Origin of the sequence: Fictibacillus sp. S7, assembly GCF_004127935.1 — a bacterium.
GTDB classification, from domain to species: domain Bacteria; phylum Bacillota; class Bacilli; order Bacillales; family Fictibacillaceae; genus Fictibacillus_C; species Fictibacillus_C enclensis.
This window is the reverse complement of sequence record NZ_QJKL01000001.1, coordinates 1,774,329-1,797,194: the sequence shown is the minus strand read 5'-3', so window position 1 is coordinate 1,797,194 and position 22,866 is coordinate 1,774,329. Positions and strand designations below refer to the sequence as shown.

23 protein-coding genes and 1 pseudogene are annotated in these 22,866 nt (G+C 48.5%); 20 read left to right on the top strand and 4 right to left on the bottom strand.

From position 1 onward, the window contains the following. The 9 genes and pseudogenes from cobI to DMO16_RS25155 all read left to right on the top strand — a co-directional run bounded on the left by cobI (position 1) and on the right by DMO16_RS25155 (position 8,248). A complete protein-coding gene (cobI, locus tag DMO16_RS09220; RefSeq protein ID WP_129476966.1) occupies positions 1-702 on the top strand; it encodes a precorrin-2 C(20)-methyltransferase in 702 nt (233 codons plus the stop codon). After that, positions 702-1,475: a precorrin-4 C(11)-methyltransferase gene (gene cobM, locus DMO16_RS09215; RefSeq protein ID WP_129476964.1), complete on the top strand. Its 774-nt coding sequence runs from the start codon at positions 702-704 to the stop codon at positions 1,473-1,475. The genes cobI and cobM overlap by 1 nt, the downstream gene beginning before the upstream one ends. After that, on the top strand, positions 1,472-2,599 hold the full coding sequence (locus DMO16_RS09210; RefSeq protein WP_129476962.1) for a cobalt-precorrin 5A hydrolase: 1,128 nt from the start codon (positions 1,472-1,474) through the stop codon (positions 2,597-2,599). The genes cobM and DMO16_RS09210 overlap by 4 nt, the downstream gene beginning before the upstream one ends. 21 nt (positions 2,600-2,620) lie before the next feature. Then, the gene (locus DMO16_RS09205; protein WP_129476960.1) at positions 2,621-3,997 is read left to right on the top strand and encodes a cobyrinate a,c-diamide synthase; all 1,377 of its coding nucleotides are present in this window, start codon (positions 2,621-2,623) and stop codon (positions 3,995-3,997) included. After that, positions 3,990-5,495 carry a cobyric acid synthase gene (locus tag DMO16_RS09200; protein WP_129476958.1) on the top strand — a complete coding sequence of 502 codons (1,506 nt, stop codon included), beginning with the start codon at positions 3,990-3,992 and terminating at the stop codon, positions 5,493-5,495. The genes DMO16_RS09205 and DMO16_RS09200 overlap by 8 nt, the downstream gene beginning before the upstream one ends. 15 nt (positions 5,496-5,510) lie before the next feature. Further along, entirely contained in the window at positions 5,511-6,281 is a 771-nt protein-coding gene (gene cobA / locus DMO16_RS09195; protein ID WP_129476956.1) for a uroporphyrinogen-III C-methyltransferase, read from the top strand. A gap of 10 nt (positions 6,282-6,291) precedes the next feature. Then, on the top strand, positions 6,292-6,828 hold the full coding sequence (gene cobO / locus DMO16_RS09190) for a cob(I)yrinic acid a,c-diamide adenosyltransferase (protein ID WP_129476954.1): 537 nt from the start codon (positions 6,292-6,294) through the stop codon (positions 6,826-6,828). Between the two features lie 202 nt (positions 6,829-7,030). Next, a pseudogene (locus tag DMO16_RS25160) lies at positions 7,031-7,288 on the top strand (general stress protein); the annotation flags it as partial. Between the two features lie 375 nt (positions 7,289-7,663). Continuing rightward, positions 7,664-8,248: a YsnF/AvaK domain-containing protein gene (locus tag DMO16_RS25155; RefSeq protein ID WP_164989012.1), complete on the top strand. Its 585-nt coding sequence runs from the start codon at positions 7,664-7,666 to the stop codon at positions 8,246-8,248. Positions 8,249-8,322: 74 nt separating this feature from the next. Here DMO16_RS25155 and DMO16_RS09180 read toward each other — a convergent pair whose 3' ends face one another. Both DMO16_RS09180 and DMO16_RS09175 read right to left on the bottom strand, forming a co-directional pair. Then, positions 8,323-8,742, bottom strand: a complete 420-nt coding sequence (locus tag DMO16_RS09180; protein WP_277873778.1) for an NUDIX domain-containing protein — start codon at positions 8,740-8,742, stop codon at positions 8,323-8,325. A 168-nt stretch (positions 8,743-8,910) separates the two neighbouring features. Then, positions 8,911-9,624 carry a Crp/Fnr family transcriptional regulator gene (locus DMO16_RS09175; protein ID WP_129476948.1) on the bottom strand — a complete coding sequence of 238 codons (714 nt, stop codon included), beginning with the start codon at positions 9,622-9,624 and terminating at the stop codon, positions 8,911-8,913. A 139-nt stretch (positions 9,625-9,763) separates the two neighbouring features. On the opposite strand from DMO16_RS09175, the gene ric reads away from it, so the two are divergent. Next, positions 9,764-10,465, top strand: coding sequence for an iron-sulfur cluster repair di-iron protein (gene ric / locus DMO16_RS09170; protein WP_129476946.1), 702 nt, complete (start codon positions 9,764-9,766; stop codon positions 10,463-10,465). A 415-nt stretch (positions 10,466-10,880) separates the two neighbouring features. On the opposite strand, the gene DMO16_RS09165 is transcribed toward ric, so the two are convergent. Further along, positions 10,881-11,450, bottom strand: a complete 570-nt coding sequence (locus DMO16_RS09165) for a hypothetical protein (protein WP_129476944.1) — start codon at positions 11,448-11,450, stop codon at positions 10,881-10,883. Between the two features lie 479 nt (positions 11,451-11,929). Between DMO16_RS09165 and DMO16_RS09160 the strand changes: the two genes are divergently transcribed. Next, positions 11,930-12,256 carry a nucleoside triphosphate pyrophosphohydrolase gene (locus tag DMO16_RS09160; RefSeq protein ID WP_129476940.1) on the top strand — a complete coding sequence of 109 codons (327 nt, stop codon included), beginning with the start codon at positions 11,930-11,932 and terminating at the stop codon, positions 12,254-12,256. Next, positions 12,253-14,685 (top strand): DEAD/DEAH box helicase family protein, encoded by a 2,433-nt coding sequence (locus DMO16_RS09155; RefSeq protein ID WP_129476938.1) that lies wholly within the window; start codon positions 12,253-12,255, stop codon positions 14,683-14,685. The genes DMO16_RS09160 and DMO16_RS09155 overlap by 4 nt, the downstream gene beginning before the upstream one ends. A 60-nt stretch (positions 14,686-14,745) precedes the next feature. Here DMO16_RS09155 and DMO16_RS09150 read toward each other — a convergent pair whose 3' ends face one another. Then, entirely contained in the window at positions 14,746-15,384 is a 639-nt protein-coding gene (locus tag DMO16_RS09150) for a GntR family transcriptional regulator (RefSeq protein WP_129476936.1), read from the bottom strand. Positions 15,385-15,585: 201 nt separating this feature from the next. On the opposite strand from DMO16_RS09150, the gene madL reads away from it, so the two are divergent. Genes madL through DMO16_RS09110 form a run of 8 tightly spaced genes read left to right on the top strand, consistent with a single transcriptional unit; the run spans position 15,586 to position 22,833 of the window. Next, positions 15,586-15,993: a malonate transporter subunit MadL gene (gene madL, locus DMO16_RS09145; protein ID WP_129476934.1), complete on the top strand. Its 408-nt coding sequence runs from the start codon at positions 15,586-15,588 to the stop codon at positions 15,991-15,993. Next, entirely contained in the window at positions 15,990-16,754 is a 765-nt protein-coding gene (gene madM, locus DMO16_RS09140; protein WP_129476932.1) for a malonate transporter subunit MadM, read from the top strand. The genes madL and madM overlap by 4 nt, the downstream gene beginning before the upstream one ends. 27 nt (positions 16,755-16,781) lie before the next feature. After that, positions 16,782-17,711, top strand: coding sequence for a malonate decarboxylase subunit epsilon (gene mdcH / locus DMO16_RS09135; protein ID WP_129476930.1), 930 nt, complete (start codon positions 16,782-16,784; stop codon positions 17,709-17,711). Positions 17,712-17,733: 22 nt separating this feature from the next. After that, positions 17,734-19,386, top strand: a complete 1,653-nt coding sequence (gene mdcA, locus DMO16_RS09130; protein ID WP_206738080.1) for a malonate decarboxylase subunit alpha — start codon at positions 17,734-17,736, stop codon at positions 19,384-19,386. Then, positions 19,386-20,258: a triphosphoribosyl-dephospho-CoA synthase gene (locus DMO16_RS09125; protein ID WP_129476928.1), complete on the top strand. Its 873-nt coding sequence runs from the start codon at positions 19,386-19,388 to the stop codon at positions 20,256-20,258. Before mdcA ends, DMO16_RS09125 begins: the two co-directional genes overlap by 1 nt. Beyond that, positions 20,239-20,544: a malonate decarboxylase subunit delta gene (locus tag DMO16_RS09120; protein WP_129476926.1), complete on the top strand. Its 306-nt coding sequence runs from the start codon at positions 20,239-20,241 to the stop codon at positions 20,542-20,544. The genes DMO16_RS09125 and DMO16_RS09120 overlap by 20 nt, the downstream gene beginning before the upstream one ends. Continuing rightward, the gene (locus DMO16_RS09115) at positions 20,531-22,216 is read left to right on the top strand and encodes a biotin-independent malonate decarboxylase subunit beta (RefSeq protein ID WP_129476924.1); all 1,686 of its coding nucleotides are present in this window, start codon (positions 20,531-20,533) and stop codon (positions 22,214-22,216) included. Before DMO16_RS09120 ends, DMO16_RS09115 begins: the two co-directional genes overlap by 14 nt. Next, on the top strand, positions 22,207-22,833 hold the full coding sequence (locus DMO16_RS09110; protein ID WP_164988885.1) for a malonate decarboxylase holo-ACP synthase: 627 nt from the start codon (positions 22,207-22,209) through the stop codon (positions 22,831-22,833). Before DMO16_RS09115 ends, DMO16_RS09110 begins: the two co-directional genes overlap by 10 nt. The last annotated feature ends 33 nt before the right edge of the window (positions 22,834-22,866 follow it).

Here is a 22,866-nt window from a genome sequence, read left to right as displayed (position 1 = left end):
ATGGTTGGAACATTATACGGCCTTGGCGTTGGTCCGGGAGACCCGGAGCTGCTGACGGTCAAAGCCTTTCGCAAGCTGAAGGAATCCCCGGTCATCGCCTATCCGAAAAAGAGAAAAGGCACGAAGAGCTATGCCCACCGCATTGTGGATGTGTATTTGAACCAGGAAGAAAAAGAGATGCTAGGCCTCGTGTTTCCGATGACAAAGGATCCCGTTATCCTTGAGCGCGAATGGTCAAACACCGTTGAGCAGGTCTATGAAAAACTCAGCGAGGGGAAAGACGTAGCTTTTGTAACCGAAGGCGATCCTCTCCTGTACAGTACCTTTATACATATGATGAACATGATGAAAGAACGCCACCCCGATGTGGCGATCCGCACGGTTCCCGGCATTTCCTCGATCAACGGCACGGCCTCGGCTCTCGGTCTTGCCCTTGCTGAGGGAGACGAGCATGTAGCAATTATTCCGGCGAGAGACGACTATGAAACCATGAAAAAAGCAATCGTGGAAAACGACTGCATCTTTTTCATCAAAGTTGCCAAGGTGATGCCGCTCATGCTGAAAATATTGCGCGAACTGGATTTGGTGGATAAGGCACAGGTGGTAACGAAGGTCACGTCAGAGGAAGAAGTCATCTGGGATATGAACGAGCTCGATCATGCCGAGCTTGAATACTTAACATTGATGGTGGTGAGAAAATAATGAAGGTAACAATTATTGGAGCGGGCCCTGGGGATCCGGATTTGATTACGGTTAAAGGGCTGAAGGCCATGCAGGAAGCGGATGTGGTCATGTACGCCGATTCACTTGTGAGCGAGGAACTGATTGAGCGGGCCGGTGACCATGCGAAAATCATCAAGACAGCCGGGATGCATCTGGAAGAGATGGTGGAGTCCATGGCTTCTTTTGTAAAAGAAGGAAAAAAGGTCGCGCGCGTGCATACCGGGGACCCAGCCGTGTATGGGGCGATCCTTGAGCAGATCACGCTCCTAAAAGAAAAGAACATTGAGGTAGAGATCATTCCCGGCGTCAGTTCGGTGTTCGCATCGGCTGCGGCAGTGGGAGCTGAGCTGACGGTGCCTGATTTGACGCAGACAGTGATCTTAACGAGGGCGGAAGGGCGCACGAAAATGCCGGAACGGGAAAAGCTGAAGGATCTCGCAAGCCATCATTGCACCGTGGCACTGTTTTTGAGCGCGACGTTAACGAAGAAGATCGTGAACGAGTTTTATGCAGCAGGATGGAGCGAGGATACGCCGGTCGCTGCCGTTTATAAAGCGACATGGCCGGACCAGAAAATCATCCGCACAACGCTTGCGCATCTGGACGAGGACCTGAAGAACAACGGCATGCGCAAGCAGGTGATGATCCTTGCCGGCTGGGCGCTTGATGAAAACATCCATGAAAAAGATTACCGCTCCAAGCTCTATGACAAGACCTTTACTCACGGTTTCCGGAAAGGGGTACCGTCATGACCTACCTTCTCGAGGAAAAAGTGGACCCGCCGATTAAGACGTCTCATGACTATGCGCTCGTTGCGATCACCAAGCATGGTGTGACCCTGGCAAGAGAGCTTCAAAGAAAGTTTGGTGTCACTGATTTGTACTATATGAAAAAGTTTGAAAAGGGCGATGAAGAAGAAAAGAATATCCAGATGTTTGAAGGCAGTGTGCGTTTGCTCCTGCCTTCTCTTTTCAAACATTACAAAGGCATCATCCTCATTATTTCGTTGGGTGCGGTCGTCCGCATGATCGCTCCGATTTTAAAGGACAAAAAGACGGACCCTGGTGTTGTGGTTATCGATGATAAAGGTCAGTATGTCATCTCAGTACTCTCGGGGCATTTGGGCGGGGCGAACGAGCTGACGAAGGAAGTCGCCGCACTGATTGGCGGCCAGCCGGTCATCACGACTGCTTCCGATGTGCAAAAGACGATTCCGGTGGATCTCTTCGGTAAACGGTTTGGCTGGGAGTGGGAATCAGCGGAAAAACTGACGCCAGTCTCCGCTTCTGTCGTCAACGAAGAGCGGGTCGCTATCGTCCAGGAGTCAGGAGAGCGTGGCTGGTGGGAGCATGACCGTCCGCTGCCGGGAAATTTCATGTGTTATTCTACGATAGAAGAAGCATTGCAACATGACCATGATGCGGCACTGGTGATCACCCACCGGAACCTGGAGCCACAGGAAGAACAGATTTTACATAACGGGGTGCTTTACCGGCCGAAGGTAATCGTGCTTGGCATGGGCTGTAACCGGGGCACTTCCGCTCAGGAAATACAGGATGTGATCCAGGAAACGCTGGACGAGCTCGGATTCTCCATCAAAAGCGTGAAAGGAATCGCCACCATTGACCTGAAAAAAGACGAAGAAGGATTGCTCGAGACCGTATCGAAGTATAACTGGAACTTTACCTGCTATCGTCCAGAGGAATTGAATGCCATTGAAATCATGGAGCCTTCTCAAACGGTCTACAAATACACGGGCGCTTATGGTGTGAGTGAGCCGGCAGCAAGGCTGGCGAGCGGCGCGGGAACACTGGAACTGGTAAAAAAGAAATCCGGAAACGTGACGTTATCCGTTGCGGTCATTCCCTTCCAATAGAAGAAACGGGAGATGAGGAACATGAGTCAACGAAGAATTGTAATTGCGGGTACCGGGAGCGGTGTTGGGAAAACGACGCTGACCATCGGCCTGATGAGCGCTTTTCAGAAGCGGGGCTATAAAGTACAGGGCTTCAAGTGCGGGCCGGATTATATTGATCCGACATACCATACCGCGGTTACCGGCCGGGTCTCCCGGAACCTTGACAGCTGGATGCTGCCAGAGAATGTCGTGAAAGAGGTGTTCACGAGGGGAAGCGAGGGCGCAGACATTTCCATCATCGAGGGCGTAATGGGCTTTTATGATGGAAAAGACCCAAGATCCAACCGCGGAAGTACAGCGGAAATCGGTATGATTACTGAGAGTCCGGTTCTGCTCGTCGTCAATTGTGCGAGCATGGCGAGAAGCGCGGCCGCGATTGTCAAAGGCTTTCAGATGCTCGCCGAAGGGCCGAACATTGCTGGAGTCATCGCTAATCAGGTGGGCTCGAAAGGCCATTTTGAACTGGTGAAAACCGCGATTGAACAGGAATGCGATGTGCCGGTCATCGGGTATCTTGAGCGGAACGAGGAGCTCTACATCCCCGAACGCCATCTGGGATTGATTCCGTCGATCGAGCGCGGCGACCTGGACCCGTTTTTTCAGAAGCTCGGGACACTCGTTGAAGCCACGATCGATCTTGATCACCTCATGAAAGTGGCGGAAGCGCCTCCGACTGAAGTGGTAGCCAAAGACTCCCTTTTTCAAAAAAGAGATACAGAACCGGTGAAGATCGCCGTGGCGAAGGACGCGGCCTTTAACTTTTATTATCAGGAAAATCTGGATCTGCTGGAGGCATACGGCGCAGAGCTTCAGTTCTTCTCACCTTTAAACGGAGAGACCGTACCACAGGATGTGAAAGGCCTTTATTTAGGCGGAGGTTTCCCGGAAGAATTTGCACAGGAGCTTAGCGAACAAACGGCGGTTCGAGCATCCGTTAAAGAGGCGATCGAACGCGGGGTGCCAACACTTGCGGAGTGCGGCGGATTCATGTACCTCACCGAGGAGCTTGAAACGTCTGATGGAGAAGTACATCAGATGGCAGGCATTATCCCTGGTAGAGCGGTCATGCATACGAAGCGGGTGGCGCTCGGCTACCGGGAGATCAAAGGCAAATTCGGCAACTATCTGCTTAAAGAAGGCGATACGGCCAAGGGCCACGAGTTTCATTACTCCACCTTTCAAGCAGAAAAAGAAATTCCTTACGCCTTTGAGACCAAAGGTATGAGAGGGATTAAGAATGAGGGCTATATGAAAGGAAATCTCATCGCAGGCTATACGCATTTCCATTTTGCATCATTCCCGGGCATGGCCGAAAACTGGATCAAACAATGTCAGGAGAACAAACAGCATGTCTAAGCCTCTTTCACTCATGATCCAGGGGACGCATTCGGATGCCGGAAAAAGTGTGATCACGACCGCGTTCTGCCGGATTTTTGCCCAGGACGGCCATCGAACCGCTCCGTTCAAATCCCAGAACATGGCCTTGAACTCATACGTGACCATCGATGGCAAAGAGATCGGACGGGCACAGGGTGTCCAGGCAGAGGCGGCGGGTGTGGAAGCAACAACTGACATGAATCCCATCCTTATCAAGCCGAGCCGGGAAAACGACGCGCAGATTGTCGTTCACGGCAAACCGTTTCAGAACATGAACGCGTTTGATTACCGCAAGTCTTTTTACGAGATGGGACGGGGCCTGATCAAGGGCTCGCTTGCAGCTCTCTATGAGCAGTATGACTGTGTGGTAATTGAAGGAGCGGGAAGTCCTGCCGAGGTGAACCTGAATGACCGGGAAATCGTCAACATGTCTGTGGCCCGCATGGCCAACGCGCCCGTCATCCTTGTGGGTGACATTGAAAAAGGCGGCGTGTTCGCCAGCCTTGTTGGAACGCTACAGCTTCTGGAAGAGGAAGACCGGGAGCGGATCATCGGGGTCATCATCAACAAGTTCCGTGGTGATATCTCACTGCTGAAATCAGGACTGGACTGGTTTGAAGAATACAGCGGAAAGCGTGTGCTTGGCGTGATTCCCTACCTGCCAGGTTTGAACATCGAAGCAGAAGACTCGGTCGTCTTACAGCGATACAGCACACGACGGGATGAAACAAAGGGCCTGGATATCGCGGTCATTCAATACCCGATGATTTCGAACTTCACGGATATCGATCCGTTTTTTGCCGAAGAGGATTGCTCAGTACGGTTTGTCACCACTGCGAGCCAGCTCGGGCAGCCGGATCTCATCATCCTGCCCGGCAGCAAGAATACCATCGAAGACCTTCTCTTTCTTAAAGCAACGGGGCTGTTTGAGAAACTCCAGAAAAGTGAAGCCGTGATCGTCGGTATTTGCGGAGGCTACCAGATGCTCGGGGTTTCGGTCAGCGATCCGGAGGCGGTGGAAACCCCGCATGAAACCGAAGCGGGGCTGGGCCTGTTGCCGGTCGAGACGGTGATGGATATCGAAAAAACAACCGTTCGTTCACAGGGAATCGCCACGTTTAGGGGAAAAGAATTTGCTATTAAAGGCTATGAAATCCATATGGGGCGTTCTTCCTCCTCGGAAAGGATTCCGTTCATGGAAACCGGAGTGGGACTCACTGATGGAGCTACAAGTTCGGACGAGCGCATCATCGGCACCTACTTTCACGGGTTGCTCCATAATGACGAGTTCAGGAGCGCTTTATTGAATTCCATCAGAAAAGTGAAACAACAGGAAGAACAAACGGAGATTATAAGGTATAATGACTTAAAAGAAAAAAGCTTTGATACGCTCGCCGATCATGTGCGCAAGCATGTGGATCTGGCTGCGATATATAAAGAAATGGAGAGATACAGTGGGCCGCGCATGCCGGTCTAGAGAGGTGGAGTGAAGATGGAGAGAGGAAAGGTGTATCTGGTAGGAGCAGGACCCGGGGATCCGAAGCTGATTACGGTGCGTGGACTGGAATGCATTAAGGAAGCAGACGTCATCGCCTATGACCGTCTGATCAACAAGGAACTGCTGGAATACAGCAAAAAGGATTGCGAGCTGATCTTTTGCGGGAAGCTGCCCGGAAAACATGAACTGATCCAGGAACAAATTCATGATTTGCTCGTGGAAAAGGCGCTGGAAGGAAAAGTCGTCACACGGCTCAAAGGCGGCGATCCGTTTGTATTCGGCCGTGGCGGGGAGGAAGCGGAAGTCCTTGCGCAGCATAAGATCCCGTTTGAAATCGTACCCGGCATCACGTCCGGAATCGCGGCACCTGCGTATGCAGGTATCCCTGTTACTCACCGTGACCACGCCGGTTCCTTTACGATCGTTACGGGACATGGACGCAAGGAGAAGGGACAGGACTTTATCAACTGGCGTGCACTTGCCGAAGGAAGCGACACGATCTGTTTTTACATGGGAATCGGCAACCTGAAGCATATCTGTTCCGAGCTCATCGCACACGGAAAGCGTTCGGATACGCCAGCTGCGGTGATCGAATGGGGAACGACCGAAAACCAGCGGACCGTCACCGGAACTCTTGAAACCATACTGGACAATGCCCAAAAAGAAAACATCACCCATCCGGCCATGGTCATTGTCGGCGATGTCGTGAGAATGCGCGAGAAGATCAGATGGTTCGACCGGATCGAAGCGGCGCTCACGAAGTAGGAGGGGAAAGATGACACAAAAAGGGATGACCCTCGTGTACACGGGAGACGGAAAAGGCAAAACCACCGCCGCCCTCGGACTGGCCATCCGGGCCGCCGGAAGAGGAAAGAAGGTGGTGATGCTTCAGTTCATCAAATCACCTTCCCGCACGTATGGGGAGAAGCTGATGTTTGATAGGATCGGCATCGAGATGATCCAGACGGGTGTAGGGTTTACATGGACAAAGACACCAGAAGAACACCGCACGGCGCTAAAAGCTGCCTGGCAGCTCGCCAGGGAAAAGCTGTTCGATGAGCAGTTTGACATGGTCATTTTGGACGAGATCAACAATGCCCTGGCCATCGATAAATTTCCTGTCGGTGATGTGCTGCCGCTGAATGAAGTGGTAGCGGCTTTGAAGAACCGACCGTCAGGGATGCATGTCGTGCTTACCGGCCGGAGCGCCAGACAAGAGATCAAGGACCAGGCCGACCTGGTCACGGAAATGAAGCCGGTCAAACATTACTATGATGAAGGGATCGGCGCCATCAAAGGAATCGAATTTTAAAGAAAGCCGCCTCGGACGCAGGTGGCTTTTTTACTGTTCTCATAAAAATAAACCTCAAAATTTTATCGATTTTTGTTTACAAAACGTTTATCGGGGTATTTTAGTCCCTGAGCAAAGATATCATTGACGAGGAGGAATTTACTATGAGTAAACAAGTCATCGGAGTATATGATTCTGAAGAGGCAGCGTAACAGCAGTACAGCAACTACAAAACAAAGGGTACGACACGGATGATATCTCTGTCGTAACAAACCATGAACGCAACCATGATTCTATTGAAATGAGAACCGGTGCAGAAGTAGACAATCTAGCAGAACTGAACAAAGAAGAAGAGACACTATTCGATAAAATAAAAAACGCATTTACAGATGATGAATCAAGAAGAGACAACACCAACCTCGGAGAACGCCTGGAGGATCTCGGCCTTCCAAGTTCCACTGCATCCTCTTATGCAACAGATGTGGAAGCCGGAAAAATTCTGTTGGTCGTGGATAGCGACAGAGACATCGATGACCTGAACAATGATGATCCTTTAAATGATGCAGCGACAGGAACCACAACCGGATACGGAACATCCACCGCGACAGCAGGTGACTTCAGAGATGATCTGACCGACAGGCCAAATGACCTGGGACGCGACGACTATGGCAACAATTTGGATGTCGACCGCGAACGGCCGATCGATTCCCGTGACAACCTGAATACAGACTTTGACAGCAGCCGTGATGATGAGCTTCTTAGAGGAAATCGTGCGGATACGAATGTTGGGACAGGTCTTGACCTGGACAACGATGACACACTCGGTAATCGAAACGATGTGGACGAAGAGCGCAGGATGAAGCTCCGGGAAGAGCAGTTGGAAATCGATAAACGGCGCGAACAAACAGGTGAAGTAAACGTTAATAAAAATGTAATTGAGGAACACCAAAGTGTAGACGTTCCGGTTGAACATGAAGAAGTGTATGTGGAACGCCGTCCGGTGAATGATGCTGATCGAACAGACGCAGAACCGATTGGCGACAACGAAGAAATTCGTGTTCCATTGACCGAAGAGCGTTTAGAAGTGAACAAAAAGCCCGTAGTTTCAGAGGAAATTGTAGTAGGCAAAAAGAAAGTAACCGAGAACCAGCGTGTCGATGAAACAACTCGACGAGAAGAAGCTGACATCGACCGTGACGGTGCCCTTGGCTCAAGAAATGGTCTCAAGGGAGGCGGACTAGCTGCCGATGATGAACTCCCTGAGAACGAACGCAGTCTCCGGGCAGATTCCGATCTCGCCGACCGCGATGCACGTCTAGGAACGGATTCTGATATCAATTCTCGTGATAACCGTGATAACGACCTGACCGATGTTGATGATGAACTTAGAGACCGGACACGCCGTACGAAGCGTAATTCGGATGATGATGGGTTGTTTTAAGAAGTAAAATGATGAATCCCCGGGATGAATGAGATCCTGGGGATTTTTTTATTTAAGTAGAAATCTTATGTAAACTATACTTTTTTCCTTCTAGATATGTGCTGCATATCTGTAAAAAAGAAGGGTTTCTGTTCGGTCATAAAATTAGAGATGAGTTCTGGAACGGAGCGGGATAAAACGTTATGATTCTCCAGATTTTCTCTTGTTGGAGCAAGCCAATAGAATTGTAGATGATCTTCCTTGGATTGAGGATGCGGATAATGATTTTCCAATTCGCTTGAGGGGCAATTTACTTCAAAAACATGGGAAACTGAATGGATGACCTTTTCATTCTCAAGGTAACTGTCTTCCATTACACCCATAAACCTACTAGCAGTAATACTTTTTAGCCCCAGTTCTTCAAACAGTTCCCGTTGAAGTGCCATTTCACAGCTTTCACCTGTTTCAACCCTGCCTCCGGGCAGAAAAGAATGTGCACCTTTAAGTTGGGCGATGAGAATTTTGTCTTGGTATGATATGATGCTCTTGCCACATGCCGATATACAGTTTCCATAAATTCAGCTCCTATAGGATATTTCGCTGTTAAATAATAACAATACCTAAAAGAATACCTATTAAAATAAGCGTACCGGCCATCCGCCGATACGCTTTTCTTCTATATATTATATTCTGCACACCTGCACCGGGCAGTCCTCACAATTGCACATGTCCTTTAAATAATTTAAATCCTTAATAATCATGCTGCCGTCCTTTGCCTGGTCGAGGACTTTATCTTTCTTCAGCACACTGACCATCCGACTGACGGTTTCCCTTGAAGTCCCGACGAGTTCAGCCAGCTCTGTATTTGTCAGCTGAAGAGAAAGGAGGATTCCTTCTTCGGTCATTTTCCCATACGAGTTCGCCAGGCGGATCAGGGTGGAGCAGAGTGCGCCATTCTTTCCGTATAACATTAGATCGCGAAGCTTGGAGCGGGTGATCTGGTGCATGAGGCTGGTCCAGCGGACAAACTCCACGGCCATCTCGCCATTGCTGCGCATCATCTCTTCCAGTTCGGGCTGATGAATCACACCGACCGTGCTTTTTGTGGAGGCCACAGCACTGAACGAGTGCTTTTCGTTTCCTAGTGCGTTAAGTTCCCCTATTAAGTCTCCGTTTTGGAAGATGGAGAGCACGAGCTCCTTGCCATCCTCGGTCATCTTCGTTCCTTTAATCATGCCTTCCTGGACAAAATACAGCTTGTCGGCCGGTTCATTGTCCATGAAAAGCATTGTTCCTTTATCTATCGTACATGTCATCATGATTTCTTCGAGTATCTTAAGCGTTGGTTCGGAGAAAAACTCTGTTTGTTGAACGGCTTCTTTCCCCCGAGTTTTCATCTTGTTCCCTCCAGTATCTGCCACATCTTACGCATAGTATATCAAACAATCCTCACCTATTGATGTGATATCTGTCACAGAGAAATGAATTTCAGGAGAATACAGTAAAGGTAGAAACCAGTCAAAAGGAGGAGTCCTGATGAAGAGCGTATTTGATCCAACGGTCCAGACCCGTGAGGTTGTCATGAAATGCCCAAGAGCCGGAGACCTTCTGAAGAATTATCGGATTGATTATGTACGAAACGGCAGCCTGCCGATTGGGGAGGCGATCAAGGAACGGAATCTGAACTCCAGTGATGTGCTGAATGAGCTGAATACATTGTACGAAAAGAACAGGGACCATCAGCGGGGAATGACCAAATGGGAGAAACAAAAAGTGAACGCTTTGATCCAATACATTATCGACGCCCACCATTCGTATTTGTATATGGTATTACCGAAGCTGCAAAGTATGATCACCACCATCTTTAACAAGCACGTTGACACCCATCCCGAGCTGTCCCATGTTCACTACTTGTTCTCCATTCTGAAAATCGAACTGGAACAGCACATCCTGATCGAAGAAGAGCTCATTTTTCCAAAGATCCTGGCCTACGAAAAGAAACCCACGCTCAATGCTTTAATCGACATCAAGGAATTCGTAGAAGATCTAAAAAGAGAGCACGAACACATCGGCCAGTTCTTAAAAGACTTAAGGGAATTGACGAACGATTATAAAGCACCAGAAGATGCCTGTGATACCTACCGCCTGGCTTATGTAAAACTGGATGAGTTGGAATCGGATTTGTTTCAGCATCTGCATTTGGAGAATAATGTGTTGTTTTCAAGAGTGCTTGGCTGACTCTATTGGAAGTTGTACTCAGATGTATGGGTAAACAACTCGGGAAAGATTTTTTGAGATCATGTAATGCATGAAAAAGTACTTTTATAATACGGACTCAATCAAGCAAGAATTTGAGGAATACGTATTCTTGTAAGTTTCAGAAATTATTGCTGCTTCTAACATTCTTCTGAGGGAGATAATATAAACCTTTGTCCTACTAACATAAAAAACAGCCATTTCGTTAAGAAATTGCTGTTTTGTTTTCATTAAAAATCCGATATTTAGTTTAATGCATTCTACCTGTTAGTTAACGTAAGACAAGCACATAATCTTTACGTACAAATAAAGCCTATTTAAACCGCTTCTAAAACCCTCTCTTTTTCTAGTATGACGCTTTGCCTATATTCATCGGCTTCTGCTAGTTTAGTAAATTCTACTGTCTTATTATGATTGCTCTTAAGATTAATTTAACGGTATCAAGAATAAATTCTTTACCTTTCTTCTTGTCGTCTCCAATAGCCCAATCTAATCGGTGTAAGGTTGCAACCTTTTCCTTAACCATTTGTTTTTGTTGTTGACGGATGTCCTTTAGTGTAGCTTGGAAGGCTTCAAAATTTTCAAACCCGTACTTAGGGGTATAGAAACCGAACGATTGGGTATCCAATTCATCATTCATAAACATTATCTCTTTACTCAATTTATCCATGTCACTATTTAGTAGGGATTTCTTTGTCTCTAGGGGATGAATGTCATTCCTAATTGTTTCCTTTGATTTTTCTAAATCTAATAAACTGGATGTATCAGAAATTTGCTTAGAAAGAGTATCCTTTTGGTCGTTTAATTCCTTAATTTTCTTTATTAGTTCTTTCTTAATTTCTGATGCGTCCATAACCGGTTTGAATGATTCCAGTTCCTTTTCAATTTTTTCCTTGCGGCTCGCTAATGCCATCATTTCCTTGTTAAGCTGTTGGATTTTCCCTTTAGTGTTTATAACCTCGTCCAAGCTGTTTTCCTTCCAGTACGCTTCCGCTTTCTTTAATTCCTTATTGCGGCCAACGATAAGAACGATTGCGAATATGGGTGGAATAATAAAAATCCAAAACGCGATCTGGTTATGTAGGGTTAGGGGAAGTAAAAGAATAAGCGGTAATGGTTAAGGATTTGATTTTTTGGTTAACGGGGAAAGATTATTAGAACAAAATCTGAGGCAACAGCTATTGGAGAAAATAGTGATAATCCCGACTTTGCAGATTGGGCAGTCAAAGTTGATTGGATTAAAGCCTATGATAGAAACAATGCTAAGTGGAAGACTGGAGGATTTGCAAATCAGAATATAGTTTGTAAGTTAAGGGATGAACGAACATTGGGTTGGTTGAAAAAAGATTTTCCTTTGACAATAGGGTAAGGCGTTAGAGACTGGTTAAAGAATAAGGTACAATAATACTGTAAAACAACTAGATTTTTTGAAAAGAGGTTAGATAAATGCCAACCTACAACAAACTCGTCCGAGATAAAATACCAGAAGTGATTGCAAACACAGGTAAATCCTTCAATACCACTTTGTTAGAGAATAATGAATACATAAAAGAACTGAAGAAAAAGTGCTATGAAGAGCTCGATGAATATGCTTCGGCTGAGTCTGATGAGCATGCAATTGAGGAACTGGCGGATCTGCTGGAGTTGATGCATGCCTTAGCCAAAGTTAATGGAGCTGATATTTCTGAAGTGGAACGTGTCCGTCAGGAGAAAGCGGAAAAGCGCGGAGGTTTTGAAAAGCGTATTTTCCTAGTGGATGTTGAAGATGAATGAAACCTATTAAACTTGTAACAGGTAACTTGAAAGAGGAATTGTCAGGTTTATTAAATGATGCAAGTTCAATCTATATTTTAACGTCATTTGTTATGAAGTCCGGAGTCAGCTTGCTGGCTCCTTTTTTAAAAGAAGCTGTCATTAGAGGAGCAGAAGTGAAAATCTGTACCGGCGATTATTTGTATGTTACCCAACCTGATGCCCTTCAAAAACTGCTGGACATCGATCCCAAGATTGAAATTCAACTGTATCGAAGCAATGGACGCTCCTTTCATCCCAAGGCCTATCTATTTCAAAATGAAGATGGACATGGCTCTTTTATTATTGGCTCCTCTAATCTTTCCAGATCAGCGCTAACGAGCGGTGTGGAATGGAATTTGGTTGTGAATGAAGAGATCAATCAGGATATCTATCAGGAGGCGCTTGATGCTTTTGTTAAAACCTTTCACCATGAACAAACGATTCCGATAAATGCCGAGACCTTAAAGGATTATCGGGAGGCTTACGATCGGTATCACAACCGTCATCCCAACTTGCTAAAGGAATGGACAGAGGCAGAAGAAGAGGAGTTAACCCTTCCAGCCCAAACAGAACCGCAAGTAATAATGGAAATTCCAACACCTTTTACTTTCATATCTCCAAGACAAGCGCAACAGGAAGCATTGGAGATGCTTAATAGCACCATGGAGGAAGGATACACAAAAGCCATGGTAGTGATGGCAACAGGATTGGGGAAAACCTACCTTGCTGGGTTTTTTGCTCAACAATTCAAACGGATCCTTTTTGTGGCGCATAGAGAAGAAATACTAGGACAGGCAAAAGAGTCCTTTCGTAAGATCATGCCGGAGAGAACAATGGGTCTTTTCTATGGAAGAGAAAAGGAGGGAGATGCGGATTGTATTTTTGCCTCCATTTATACACTTGGCATCCACCGTCACATTGCCAGCTTTAAACCGGATGATTTTGATCTGATTATTGTGGATGAGTTCCATCATGCCGCAGCAGCTTCCTATAAAAAAGTCATCAATTATTTTGAACCACAGTTTTTACTCGGCATTACTGCTACACCAGACCGTATGGATGGGAAGGATGTCTATGCAATTTGTGATGGTAATGTAGCCTACCAGCTTCATTTTATTGAGGCCATTCAAAAACAATGGCTGGCGCCCTTTCATTATTACGGTGTGTATGATGAAACCGATTATTCCCAGATTACCTGGCTTGGAACCCGGTATGATGAGGAGGAGTTGGCTTCTTTCCAACTGAGGGAAGAGATGGCTGAAAAAATAGTAGAGGCATGGAAAACTTACAAACAAACAAGGACGATTGCCTTTTGTTCCTCCATACGGCAAGCCAACTTTTTATCAAATTACTTTAACACCCAGGGGTATCAAACGGTAAGTTTAAACTCTCAAACAGTTGGGGTTACTCGTGGAGAAGCAATACGCCAACTGGATCAAGGGAACATCGATATTATATTTACGGTAGATCTATTCAATGAAGGAGTAGATATTCCTTCTGTGGATACGCTCCTTTTTGTTCGTCCGACGGAATCATTGACTGTATTTACCCAGCAGGTAGGAAGGGGTCTCCGCTTATTTGCTGGCAAGGAACATTGTGTCATTATCGATTTGATCGGCAACTATCGAAATGCGGATATTAAGCTGCAATTATTTAATACAGAGCCTCAGGAAAAAGGTAACAGCAAAAGAATGGGAATACCAGCCGTTCCTCCTGGCTGCGAACTGAATTTAGAATTAGCAGTTATCAATCTATTGAATGAAATGAAAAGAAAGCGGCAGCCGAGAAAAGATAAGCTGCATGCAGACTATATTCAGCTTAAAAAGGAGTTGGGAAGAAGACCGACTTATTTAGAGCTTCATCTTCATGGGAAATCAAATAGCACTGAATATAAGCAGGAGTTTAAGTCCTACCCGGGTTTTTTATACTGGGCAGGTGAGTTAAGTGAGTTGGAACAGGACGCATTCCTTCGTAATGAAGAGTTGTTTATGGAAGTTGAAAGAACGGGTATGGCCAAAAGCTATAAAATGATCGTTTTGGAGTATATGCTGACCAGAGGGCAGGATGAGTGGTATAAACCGGTAATGCCGGAAGAAGTCGCACCATTTTTTCATCAATATTTGACTGAGAAAGAATACAGAAAGCGAATCGATTTTAACGATAAAGCCTCCAGACGGCTGTGGGATTATGATGAAAAGAAGGTGGCTTCTCTGATAGCAAGTATGCCGATGTCGAAGTGGAGTGGGAGTTCGAAGGGGCTTATTGAATTTCAGGGTAGAACATTTTCAATTAATATAACATTTGTCGAAATGTTCAGGGAGATTATTTACGAATGGACAAAGCAGATTTGTAATTATCGGTTACATTATCATTTTGAAAAAAGAGAAAAGGTGACTATATTAAAATAATCAATATTCTTGCAGACTATTTTTTTCAAAAGCAGAGCTATATTAGCTCTGCTTTCCAATTTAACCTTTAAACCCCACAACCACATCATGGTTATGCTTCTCCAGCAATCCTTTTGCCTCGTCCAGCTTCTGGCTGCGGAGAAGATGGATGAGGAGGGAGTGTTCCTCGATGGATTTTTCGATGTTACCTTCGTAGGAGAAGGAAATGCTCTGGATGGTAAGGAGCGGCGTGGTGAGACGGTTGTAAATGGTCTTGATCGTTTCGCTCTGGCTCATCTCGATGATGTATTTGTGAAAGAGCTGGTTGAGCTGGGCGTAATGGTTCACGTCCCGTTCCTCCTGCATGGTGTCGAGTAGGCTGTTCATCTTTTTGATGATGGCCGAATCTACGCCATGCTCCTTGATCCGTCTCATCGCCATGGATTCCAACATGTTTCGGATCTCCAGCAAATCATAGATTTCATTGGGGGAGTAGTGTTTCACGACGGCTCCTTTTCTCGGAATCTTCTCCACAAGTCCTTCGATTGTTAAAAGGTAGATGGCTTCGCGGATGGGCGCACGGCTGATGCCGAACTCCTCGGCGTACAGGTTCTCCACGAGTTTTTCCCCTGGCCTCAGTTCTCCTGTGATGATCTGGTGTGTAATTTTTTCGGCAATACGGTTGGAAAGGGCGTGTTTATCGAATTCTGAAGTGGCCATCATATTTGCTCCTCACATTTTTTTCATAAAAGGGTTGTCGACTGTTGCCTCTTCCTATACAATAAGCTTAATATTCAGAAAAATCAACAGATAGAGCAGCTAGAGCACGACCCACCATGTTCAGTCACCCAGATTTAGAAGCAAATTGTCGACAGTATCCATTATTTTGTTAGCGCTTTCAAAAATCAGGAGGTGTTTCAGTTGGTGATTTATGGTGTTGCGTTGCTGGCAATCTGTACATTGGTTGGTGCATTTGTGGGGGACCTGCTTGGAATCGTGCTGGGCGTTGAGTCCAATGTCGGCGGTGTCGGGGTAGGTATGCTTTTGCTCGTTCTCATCGTGGATGCGTTAAAGAAGAGAGGAAAGCTGGAGCTGAAATCTCAGGAAGGCTTGAACTTCTGGAGTTCGATGTACATTCCGATCGTTGTGGCGATGAGTGCCCAGCAGAATGTAGTGGCGGCGGTTAAGGGAGGGCCTCTTGCACTCATCGCCGGGGCAGGTGTGGTTGCAGTCAGTTTTCTGCTCGTTCCGGTTTTGAGCCGGATTGGCCAGAAGCAAAGAAACACTGAGCCCATTACGCCGGACTATAGAGAGGAGCCGGTACGATGATGGATACCCTCGTTTCTGTTTTCAAGAACAATGGCCTCCTTCTCTCCTTTGCGTTGGTCGGTGTTATCATGTATGTATCGTATTTTCTTTCAGCAAAGCTGACGAGAGGGCGCATCCACGGATCGGCGATTGCTATCATCCTCGGGTTGTTTGTTGCCTATCTTGGAGGGCTCAACACGGGCGGTGAGAAGGGGCTGGCTGATATCGGCATCTTTGCCGGCATCGGTATTATGGGCGGCGGCATGCTCAGGGATTTTGCCATCGTGTCGACCGCGTTTGGTGCGAGCTTTGACGAGATTAAAAAGGCGGGAGTCGGGGGCGTGATCTCCTTATTCCTGGGCGTTATCGTTTCTTTCGTTTTCGGTGTCGTTATCGCGCTTGCGTTCGGGTATACCGATGCGGTGAGTCTGACTACGATTGGAGCTGGAACGGTCACCTATATCGTCGGACCGGTGACAGGCAGCGCGATTGGCGCCAGTTCAGAAGTGATGGCACTGTCCATCGCGGCCGGTCTCGTAAAATCGGTGTTCACCATGACGTTTACGCCGTTTGTTGCTAAGTACATCGGGCTGAATAATCCGCAGTCTGCACTCGTGTTCGGCGGGCTGCTCGGGACCACGAGTGGTGTGGCAGGCGGTTTGGCTGCGACCGATCCGAAGCTCGTTCCGTACGGAGCTTTGACAGCTACCTTTTATACCGGATTAGGCTGTCTGATCGTGCCTTCACTTTTCTTTATCGTCATGAAAGCTTTTTTTGCTTAAAATTTTGAAAAGAACGGAGGGGATTCAGTGAGCATCGCGTTTCTTTTTCCCGGACAGGGTTCACAGGTACCGGGAATGCTTCACGAATTGCCCGATCACCCGCTGATTCATCAAACGATTACTGAAGCGGGTGAGATCCTCGGGATCGATGTTCTTACGTTCGATACCGAGGAAAAACTTCAATCCACGGTTTCCGTACAGCTTTGCTTGCTGGTGGCGGAGGTGGCCGTGGCAAGAGTCCTTCTGGAGGAAGGCGTGAAGCCGGAGATGGCAGCGGGTCATTCGGTTGGTGCGTTTGCCGCTGCCGTCATTGCCGGTGCGATGGATTTTCCGTCGGCACTTACTACGGTTAAACGCCGGGCGGAATTAATGGAAGCAGCGTATCCAAAAGGCTATGGAATGGGAGTCGTAACCGGGTTAAAGCAGGATAAAGTGTTAAAGCTGACAGCTGATGCGTTCAGGGAAGACAAGCCGGTTTATCCGGCCAATCTGAACGCATTAGATCAGGTCACACTGGCAGGGGACAAGCGGGGTATTGAGCATGTTCTGGAGCTGGCCAAGCAGGAGGGAGCACGGAAAGCATTTCTTCTGCCGGTCAGTGTTCCTTCCCATTGTGAACTGCTCCAAGGGGTGTCACATGAGCTGGCAGCCGAGCTGGACAAGATTTCTTTTATGAACCCGTCCATTCCATGCCTCAGCAATTCAACGGCACGTGCGCTCAGAAAGGGTGAGGACATCCGGCACGATTTGGCGGTCAGCATCGCCCGGCCGGTCAAGTGGCACGAAGCGACGCTGCTTATAAAGGAGATGGGAGCGACGCTGTTTCTGGAAATGCCTCCGGGCAGGGTGCTCACTGATCTGGCGGGCGCCGCGCTTCCATCAGTCCGCTCCTTGTCGCTTTCGGAGAGCGGCATAAAGTCCGCTGTTTTATTAGGTAAAAGATATAGAAATGGTTGATAGCAGGAAGGGAGAGAATCATATGATAAACGAAGCAACCGAAGAACGTTCATGGACGACGAGAAGGGATAAAAAAGCGAAAAAGATTTTACAAGTAAGTCAGCTGGCTGAAGATAAAATCCTTCCGTCGGAAAAAATGGTGGAAGCCCTTGAAATGCTGATCTCTCCGGGAGACCGGGTGGTGCTGGAGGGAGACAACCAGAAACAGGCGTCCTTTTTGTCGGACGTGCTGACCCAGCTGGATCCCCAAAAGGTGAACCAGCTGCATATGATTATGTCCAGTATCTCCCGTCCGGAGCATCTGGATATTTTTGAATACGGCATCGCCGAGAAAATTGATTTTGCCTATGCCGGTCCGCAAAGCCTCCGGGTTGCGCAGATGCTGGAGGACCGCAAGCTGAAGATGGGTGAAATCCACACGTACCTGGAGCTGTTCGGCCGTTTGTTCATCGACCTCATTCCGAACGTTGCCCTGATCGCTGCAGATCAGGCGGACGTGTATGGCAACCTTTACACAGGGGCCAACACGGAAGAGACACCAACGATTGTCGAAGCTGCGGCCTTTAAGGACGGCATCGTCATCGCCCAGGTGAACGAACTGGTGGACGAGCTGCCGCGTGTGGATATCCCGGGTTCATGGATCGATTTTGTCGTCGTAGCGGACAAGCCGTATCAGCTGGAGCCGCTGTTCACCCGTGATCCCCGCCATATTACCGATCTGCAGGTGTTGATGGCCATGATGACGATCCGCGGGGTGTATGAGCGGCATCAGGTTCAGTCCTTGAATCATGGGATCGGGTACAATACGGCGGCGATTGAATTGTTGCTGCCAACGTATGGGGAGTCACTGGGATTAAAGGGGAAGATCTGCAAGCACTGGGCACTCAATCCGCATCCGACGTTGATCCCAGCAATCGAGAGCGGCTGGGTGGAAAGCATCCATTGCTTCGGCGGAGAAGTCGGGATGGAACAGTATGTGGCAGCGCGTCCAGATGTCTTTTTTACCGGAAGAGATGGAAGTCTTCGCTCGAACCGCGCGATGTCCCAGGTGGCTGGGCAGTATGCGGTCGATCTGTTTGTCGGTTCCACTCTGCAGATGGACCGGGACGGCAACTCTTCAACGGTTACGTCTGGAAGGCTCGCAGGCTTTGGCGGAGCACCGAACATGGGACATGACCCGCGGGGACGCCGGCATTCCACACCGGCATGGCTTGATATGAGAACGAGCAATGACGAACTTGCACGGGGAAGAAAGCTTGTCGTTCAGATGGTGGAAACCTTCCAAAAAGGAAATGAGCCGGTGTTCGTGGAATCGATGGATGCAGTGAAGGTGGGACTGGATGCGAATCTGGCGACCGCTCCGATTATGATCTATGGCGATGATGTGACCCACGTGGTGACGGAAGAAGGGATCGCTTACCTCTATAAAAGCGACAGTGTGGAAGAACGGCGACAGGCGCTGTCAGCGGTGGCTGGAGTGACGCCGATCGGTCTGCAGCATGACACGAAACAAACCGCGGCTTTACGGGAGAAGGGGCTTATAGCTTTCCCAGAAGATCTTGGTGTGAACCGGACAGAAGCCAAACGCTCTCTGCTTGCGGCAAAAAGTGTGGAAGAAATCGTCGACTGGTCCAAAGCGCTCTACAACCCGCCGGCAAGCTTCAGGAGCTGGTGATGGATCAAAAGACCGTGGTGGCAGAAACCCTGGCAGAACTGGCAGTTCAGGCTTTATTGGATGAAGTGAACCTCACGCCAAAGCCGGGACTTGTTGATCAGGAGAACAACGGCGCACATTATGATCTGACACTGAAGTTGATGCACCGGTCGGCGGAGAGCTTGAGACCTGTTTTTGCTGAAATTGCGGAAGCTTCTTATGAGAGGGTACCGAGCCAGGAGTTGCGTGAAGAGATCGCAGCGATTGGAAGAAATGGTGAGCTGGTGATGCTAGGTATTACCGGTGGCGTCAACACCCACAAAGGGGCGATTTGGTCCTTGGGATTGCTGGTTTCAGCCGCTGCAGGTGATGCTAAATTATCTGATCCTGAATTTTTGGCAGAGCGGGCAGGCAGAATCGCCCGTTTTCCAGACCGCTATTGTCCTGTCGCATCCACCAACGGCTCAAAGGTGAAAGCCGCCTATCAAGTGCCGGGAGCGAAAGGTGAAGCTCAGCTCAATTTTCCGCATTTGTGCAAAGTGGGTTTGCCATTTTTACAAAACGCACGAGAAAAAGGAATTTCGGAAACCAACGCCAGGCTAGATACACTTTTGGCGATCATGAGTGAACTGGATGATACTTGCATCCTGCACCGGGGCGGAATGAAGGCACTACAAGCGGTCAAAAAAGGTGCCAGTGATGTATTGGATAACGGGGGCACATCGAAAAACGCAGGACGTCTGGCACTATTCGGACTGGATGAAACGATGATGGAGTTATTTATTTCCCCGGGAGGCAGTGCTGATCTGCTGGCCGCGGTGTTGTTTTTGGATGCCTTGCAAAAAGAGAGAAGCTTAAAAGGAGGAGTGGCAGTTGGAAACGTTACATTTTGAATATGAAGCAAAGGAAGAATGCCACAAACGGGCGCATGTTGGTGTGGTAGCATCCGGTGACCTGGAAGTGCTGCTGGAGCCGTCATCCGATCAAAAAGCCAGCGTGACCATTCGGACAGGCAGTGACGGGTTAGGAGATACATGGGATAAGGTACTGGAACGCTTTTTTGCATCCCATCCGGTAGCGGCAAACATTGAGATCAATGACTTTGGCGCGACACCCGGCGTCGTATCGATCCGTCTGGCACAGGCATTGGAGGTGAGCCGTAACCATGAACCTGCTTAAACTGAGTTTGGCCGAACTGAATGCAAGAGAGCGGGTACAGGCTTTGCTTGATGAAGGTACGTTCCATGAGCTGCTTGATCCGTTTCAGCGAGTGAAATCGCCTCACCTTGAGCCACAGGGAATCATCCCGCAAAATGATGACGGGGTCGTTATTGCCCAGGGAGAGATCGATGGCAAACGAACGCTTGTGATTTCTATAGAAGGCGCGTTTCAAGGCGGGGGAATTGGAGAAGTTTCCGGAAGCAAGATTGCCGGTGCGCTGGAGCTCGCCAAAAAAGATAACCAGGAAGGTCACACCATTTATCCGATCATCCTCTTTGATACCGGTGGCGTCCGGCTTCAGGAAGCGAACTACGGCCTGATGTCCATCGCGGAAATTGGTTCCGCTATCGTGGAACTGCGTGACTCGGTCCCTGTAATTGGAGTGATTCCTGGAAAAGTCGGCTGCTTTGGCGGGATGTCCATCACAGCAGGCCTTTGCTCAAAGCTTATCATGACACGGGAAGGCCGCCTGGGCTTAAACGGGCCTGAGGTCATTGAGCAGGAAGCAGGACTTGAGGAATTCGATTCCACTGACCGTCCGCTCATCTGGGGAACGATCGGCGGGGAACAGCGCGTCGCCACCGGGCTTGCCGATCTGCTGGCAGACGATGATATAGAGATTATAAAAGACGGTATCGTTTCCTTCATGCAGACAGAAGATGATGAGCCTCGTAGTGCACAGGTGGAAAAGTATCTTTCTCTCATCAAAAGCGTGGATCCGACAGCAGAATGGAGCCCGGCAAGTGCGAGGGAAATCATCAATCAGCAAGGTTCCGGATCACCAGCGTTTGAGCATGTACCTTCAACTTCTGAAGAAGAAATAACGAGCAGGGGACGAACATGGTTTGAAGCGCTAACAGGTAATCAGCCATCCTTGAGTGAGGATGTTCGATCTGTTTTATGTGCAGATGCGAAGCTCGGAGATGAAACAGCGCGGTTCCTTTCGATCGTTCCGGATGTTCACCACCGCTTTCCCCGGGTTCGTCATGGGGAAGTCGGTCTTCTTGAAGGCTGGAGCATCGCTCGTTATGTTCGGGAATCAATGGAAGCCGATCAAGGCGGGACTCCTCGTCCGATTGTGGCTATCATTGATGTTCCAAGCCAGGCATACGGACATAAAGAAGAGCTTTTTGCGATCCATCAGGCGTGTGCGGCTGCAGTCAATGCATATGCATCGGCAAGGCTGAATGGCCACCCGGTCATTGCCCTGATAGTCGGAAATGCAATTTCCGGGGCTTTCTTGTCCCACGGCTTCCAGGCGAACCGCATTTTGGCCCTCGATGATGTTGGAGTGAATGTGCATGCCATGTCCAAGCAATCTGCTGCACGAGTTACACGCCGGACGATTGAGGAACTGGAAGAAGCCACGAATAAAGTACCGGCCATGGCCTATGACATCAATTCCTTCAACAGCCTTGGAGTGCTCTCTTCACTGATCAGCGGAATCGATGCTGACTCACCTTCACAAGAAGAAGTGGAAGCCGTTCGAAAGAAACTCGAGGAAACGGTGGAAAACATTAGAGAATGCGGACCAGATCTAAAGAACCGGCTAACCTCGGAAAATGCAGTAAATGGTGGGAGAAAAGCTTCAATCAAAGTGAGAAAAAAGCTGGCGGAACAATGGAAATAAGAACGCACGACCTCATTCGCGTTGACGACATTTCAAAACTGGTCTGTTTGACCGAGGTGCCGGAGTGGGTGACCGGGGAACTCACCGATAAACCATTTGTTGTGGTCCGACGGGCTGCGGGACTCGAAGGCAGGGTACCGGTTGGCATCAGGGGAGAGACGCGCAACCAGCGGTTCGGCTGTTTTTTACCAGAGGAAGAATGTTCCATCGTGATTTCACCGGAACAGCTGACAAAGGAGAAGCCATGGAAACAGACCGATCGAAGACTTTCGATTGTGGCGATCGAGGTGCTTGATCGGGTGGACGAGTTAATGACGTCAGAGGAGATGATCTGGGGACCGACCGGGAGTGTTGGGTTTGAGCTTGCCTCCGGACTCGATACTGCCCATGCTGGCAGCGATCTTGATCTGATCATTCGCTGTGAACAACCGCTGCCAATGCACAAGGCACAGAGGCTGGTTCAGGAGCTCAGCCAGTTTCCTGTTCATATTGATGTTCAAATGGAAACGGGGAAGGGCGCCTGCTCGCTGGCTGAATACTCCCGAGGACAGGATTCCCTGCTTCTGAGAACGGTGAACGGTCCGATGCTCGTGAAGGATCCGTGGAGTGAACACTAAAAACAGGCTGCGACCTGAGTCGCAGCCTGTTTC

What these genes read in the sequence shown, in the direction of transcription:
- DMO16_RS09210 (WP_129476962.1), top strand. Translation starts at nt 1,472, where the DNA reads ATGACCTACCTTCTCGAGGAAAAAGTGGACCCGCCGATTAAGACGTCT.
- mdcA (WP_206738080.1), top strand. Translation starts at nt 17,734, where the DNA reads ATGATAAACGAAGCAACCGAAGAACGTTCATGGACGACGAGAAGGGAT.
- DMO16_RS09175 (WP_129476948.1), bottom strand. Translation starts at nt 9,624, where the DNA reads ATGAAAACTCGGGGGAAAGAAGCCGTTCAACAAACAGAGTTTTTCTCC.
- cobA (WP_129476956.1), top strand. Translation starts at nt 5,511, where the DNA reads ATGGAGAGAGGAAAGGTGTATCTGGTAGGAGCAGGACCCGGGGATCCG.
- DMO16_RS09110 (WP_164988885.1), top strand. Translation starts at nt 22,207, where the DNA reads ATGGAAATAAGAACGCACGACCTCATTCGCGTTGACGACATTTCAAAA.
- DMO16_RS09205 (WP_129476960.1), top strand. Translation starts at nt 2,621, where the DNA reads ATGAGTCAACGAAGAATTGTAATTGCGGGTACCGGGAGCGGTGTTGGG.
- DMO16_RS25155 (WP_164989012.1), top strand. Translation starts at nt 7,664, where the DNA reads ATGAAGCTCCGGGAAGAGCAGTTGGAAATCGATAAACGGCGCGAACAA.
- madM (WP_129476932.1), top strand. Translation starts at nt 15,990, where the DNA reads ATGATGGATACCCTCGTTTCTGTTTTCAAGAACAATGGCCTCCTTCTC.
- DMO16_RS09125 (WP_129476928.1), top strand. Translation starts at nt 19,386, where the DNA reads ATGGATCAAAAGACCGTGGTGGCAGAAACCCTGGCAGAACTGGCAGTT.
- cobI (WP_129476966.1), top strand. Translation starts at nt 1, where the DNA reads ATGGTTGGAACATTATACGGCCTTGGCGTTGGTCCGGGAGACCCGGAG.
- DMO16_RS09115 (WP_129476924.1), top strand. Translation starts at nt 20,531, where the DNA reads ATGAACCTGCTTAAACTGAGTTTGGCCGAACTGAATGCAAGAGAGCGG.
- DMO16_RS09150 (WP_129476936.1), bottom strand. Translation starts at nt 15,384, where the DNA reads ATGGCCACTTCAGAATTCGATAAACACGCCCTTTCCAACCGTATTGCC.
- cobM (WP_129476964.1), top strand. Translation starts at nt 702, where the DNA reads ATGAAGGTAACAATTATTGGAGCGGGCCCTGGGGATCCGGATTTGATT.
- cobO (WP_129476954.1), top strand. Translation starts at nt 6,292, where the DNA reads ATGACACAAAAAGGGATGACCCTCGTGTACACGGGAGACGGAAAAGGC.
- DMO16_RS09160 (WP_129476940.1), top strand. Translation starts at nt 11,930, where the DNA reads ATGCCAACCTACAACAAACTCGTCCGAGATAAAATACCAGAAGTGATT.
- DMO16_RS09155 (WP_129476938.1), top strand. Translation starts at nt 12,253, where the DNA reads ATGAAACCTATTAAACTTGTAACAGGTAACTTGAAAGAGGAATTGTCA.
- DMO16_RS09200 (WP_129476958.1), top strand. Translation starts at nt 3,990, where the DNA reads ATGTCTAAGCCTCTTTCACTCATGATCCAGGGGACGCATTCGGATGCC.
- ric (WP_129476946.1), top strand. Translation starts at nt 9,764, where the DNA reads ATGAAGAGCGTATTTGATCCAACGGTCCAGACCCGTGAGGTTGTCATG.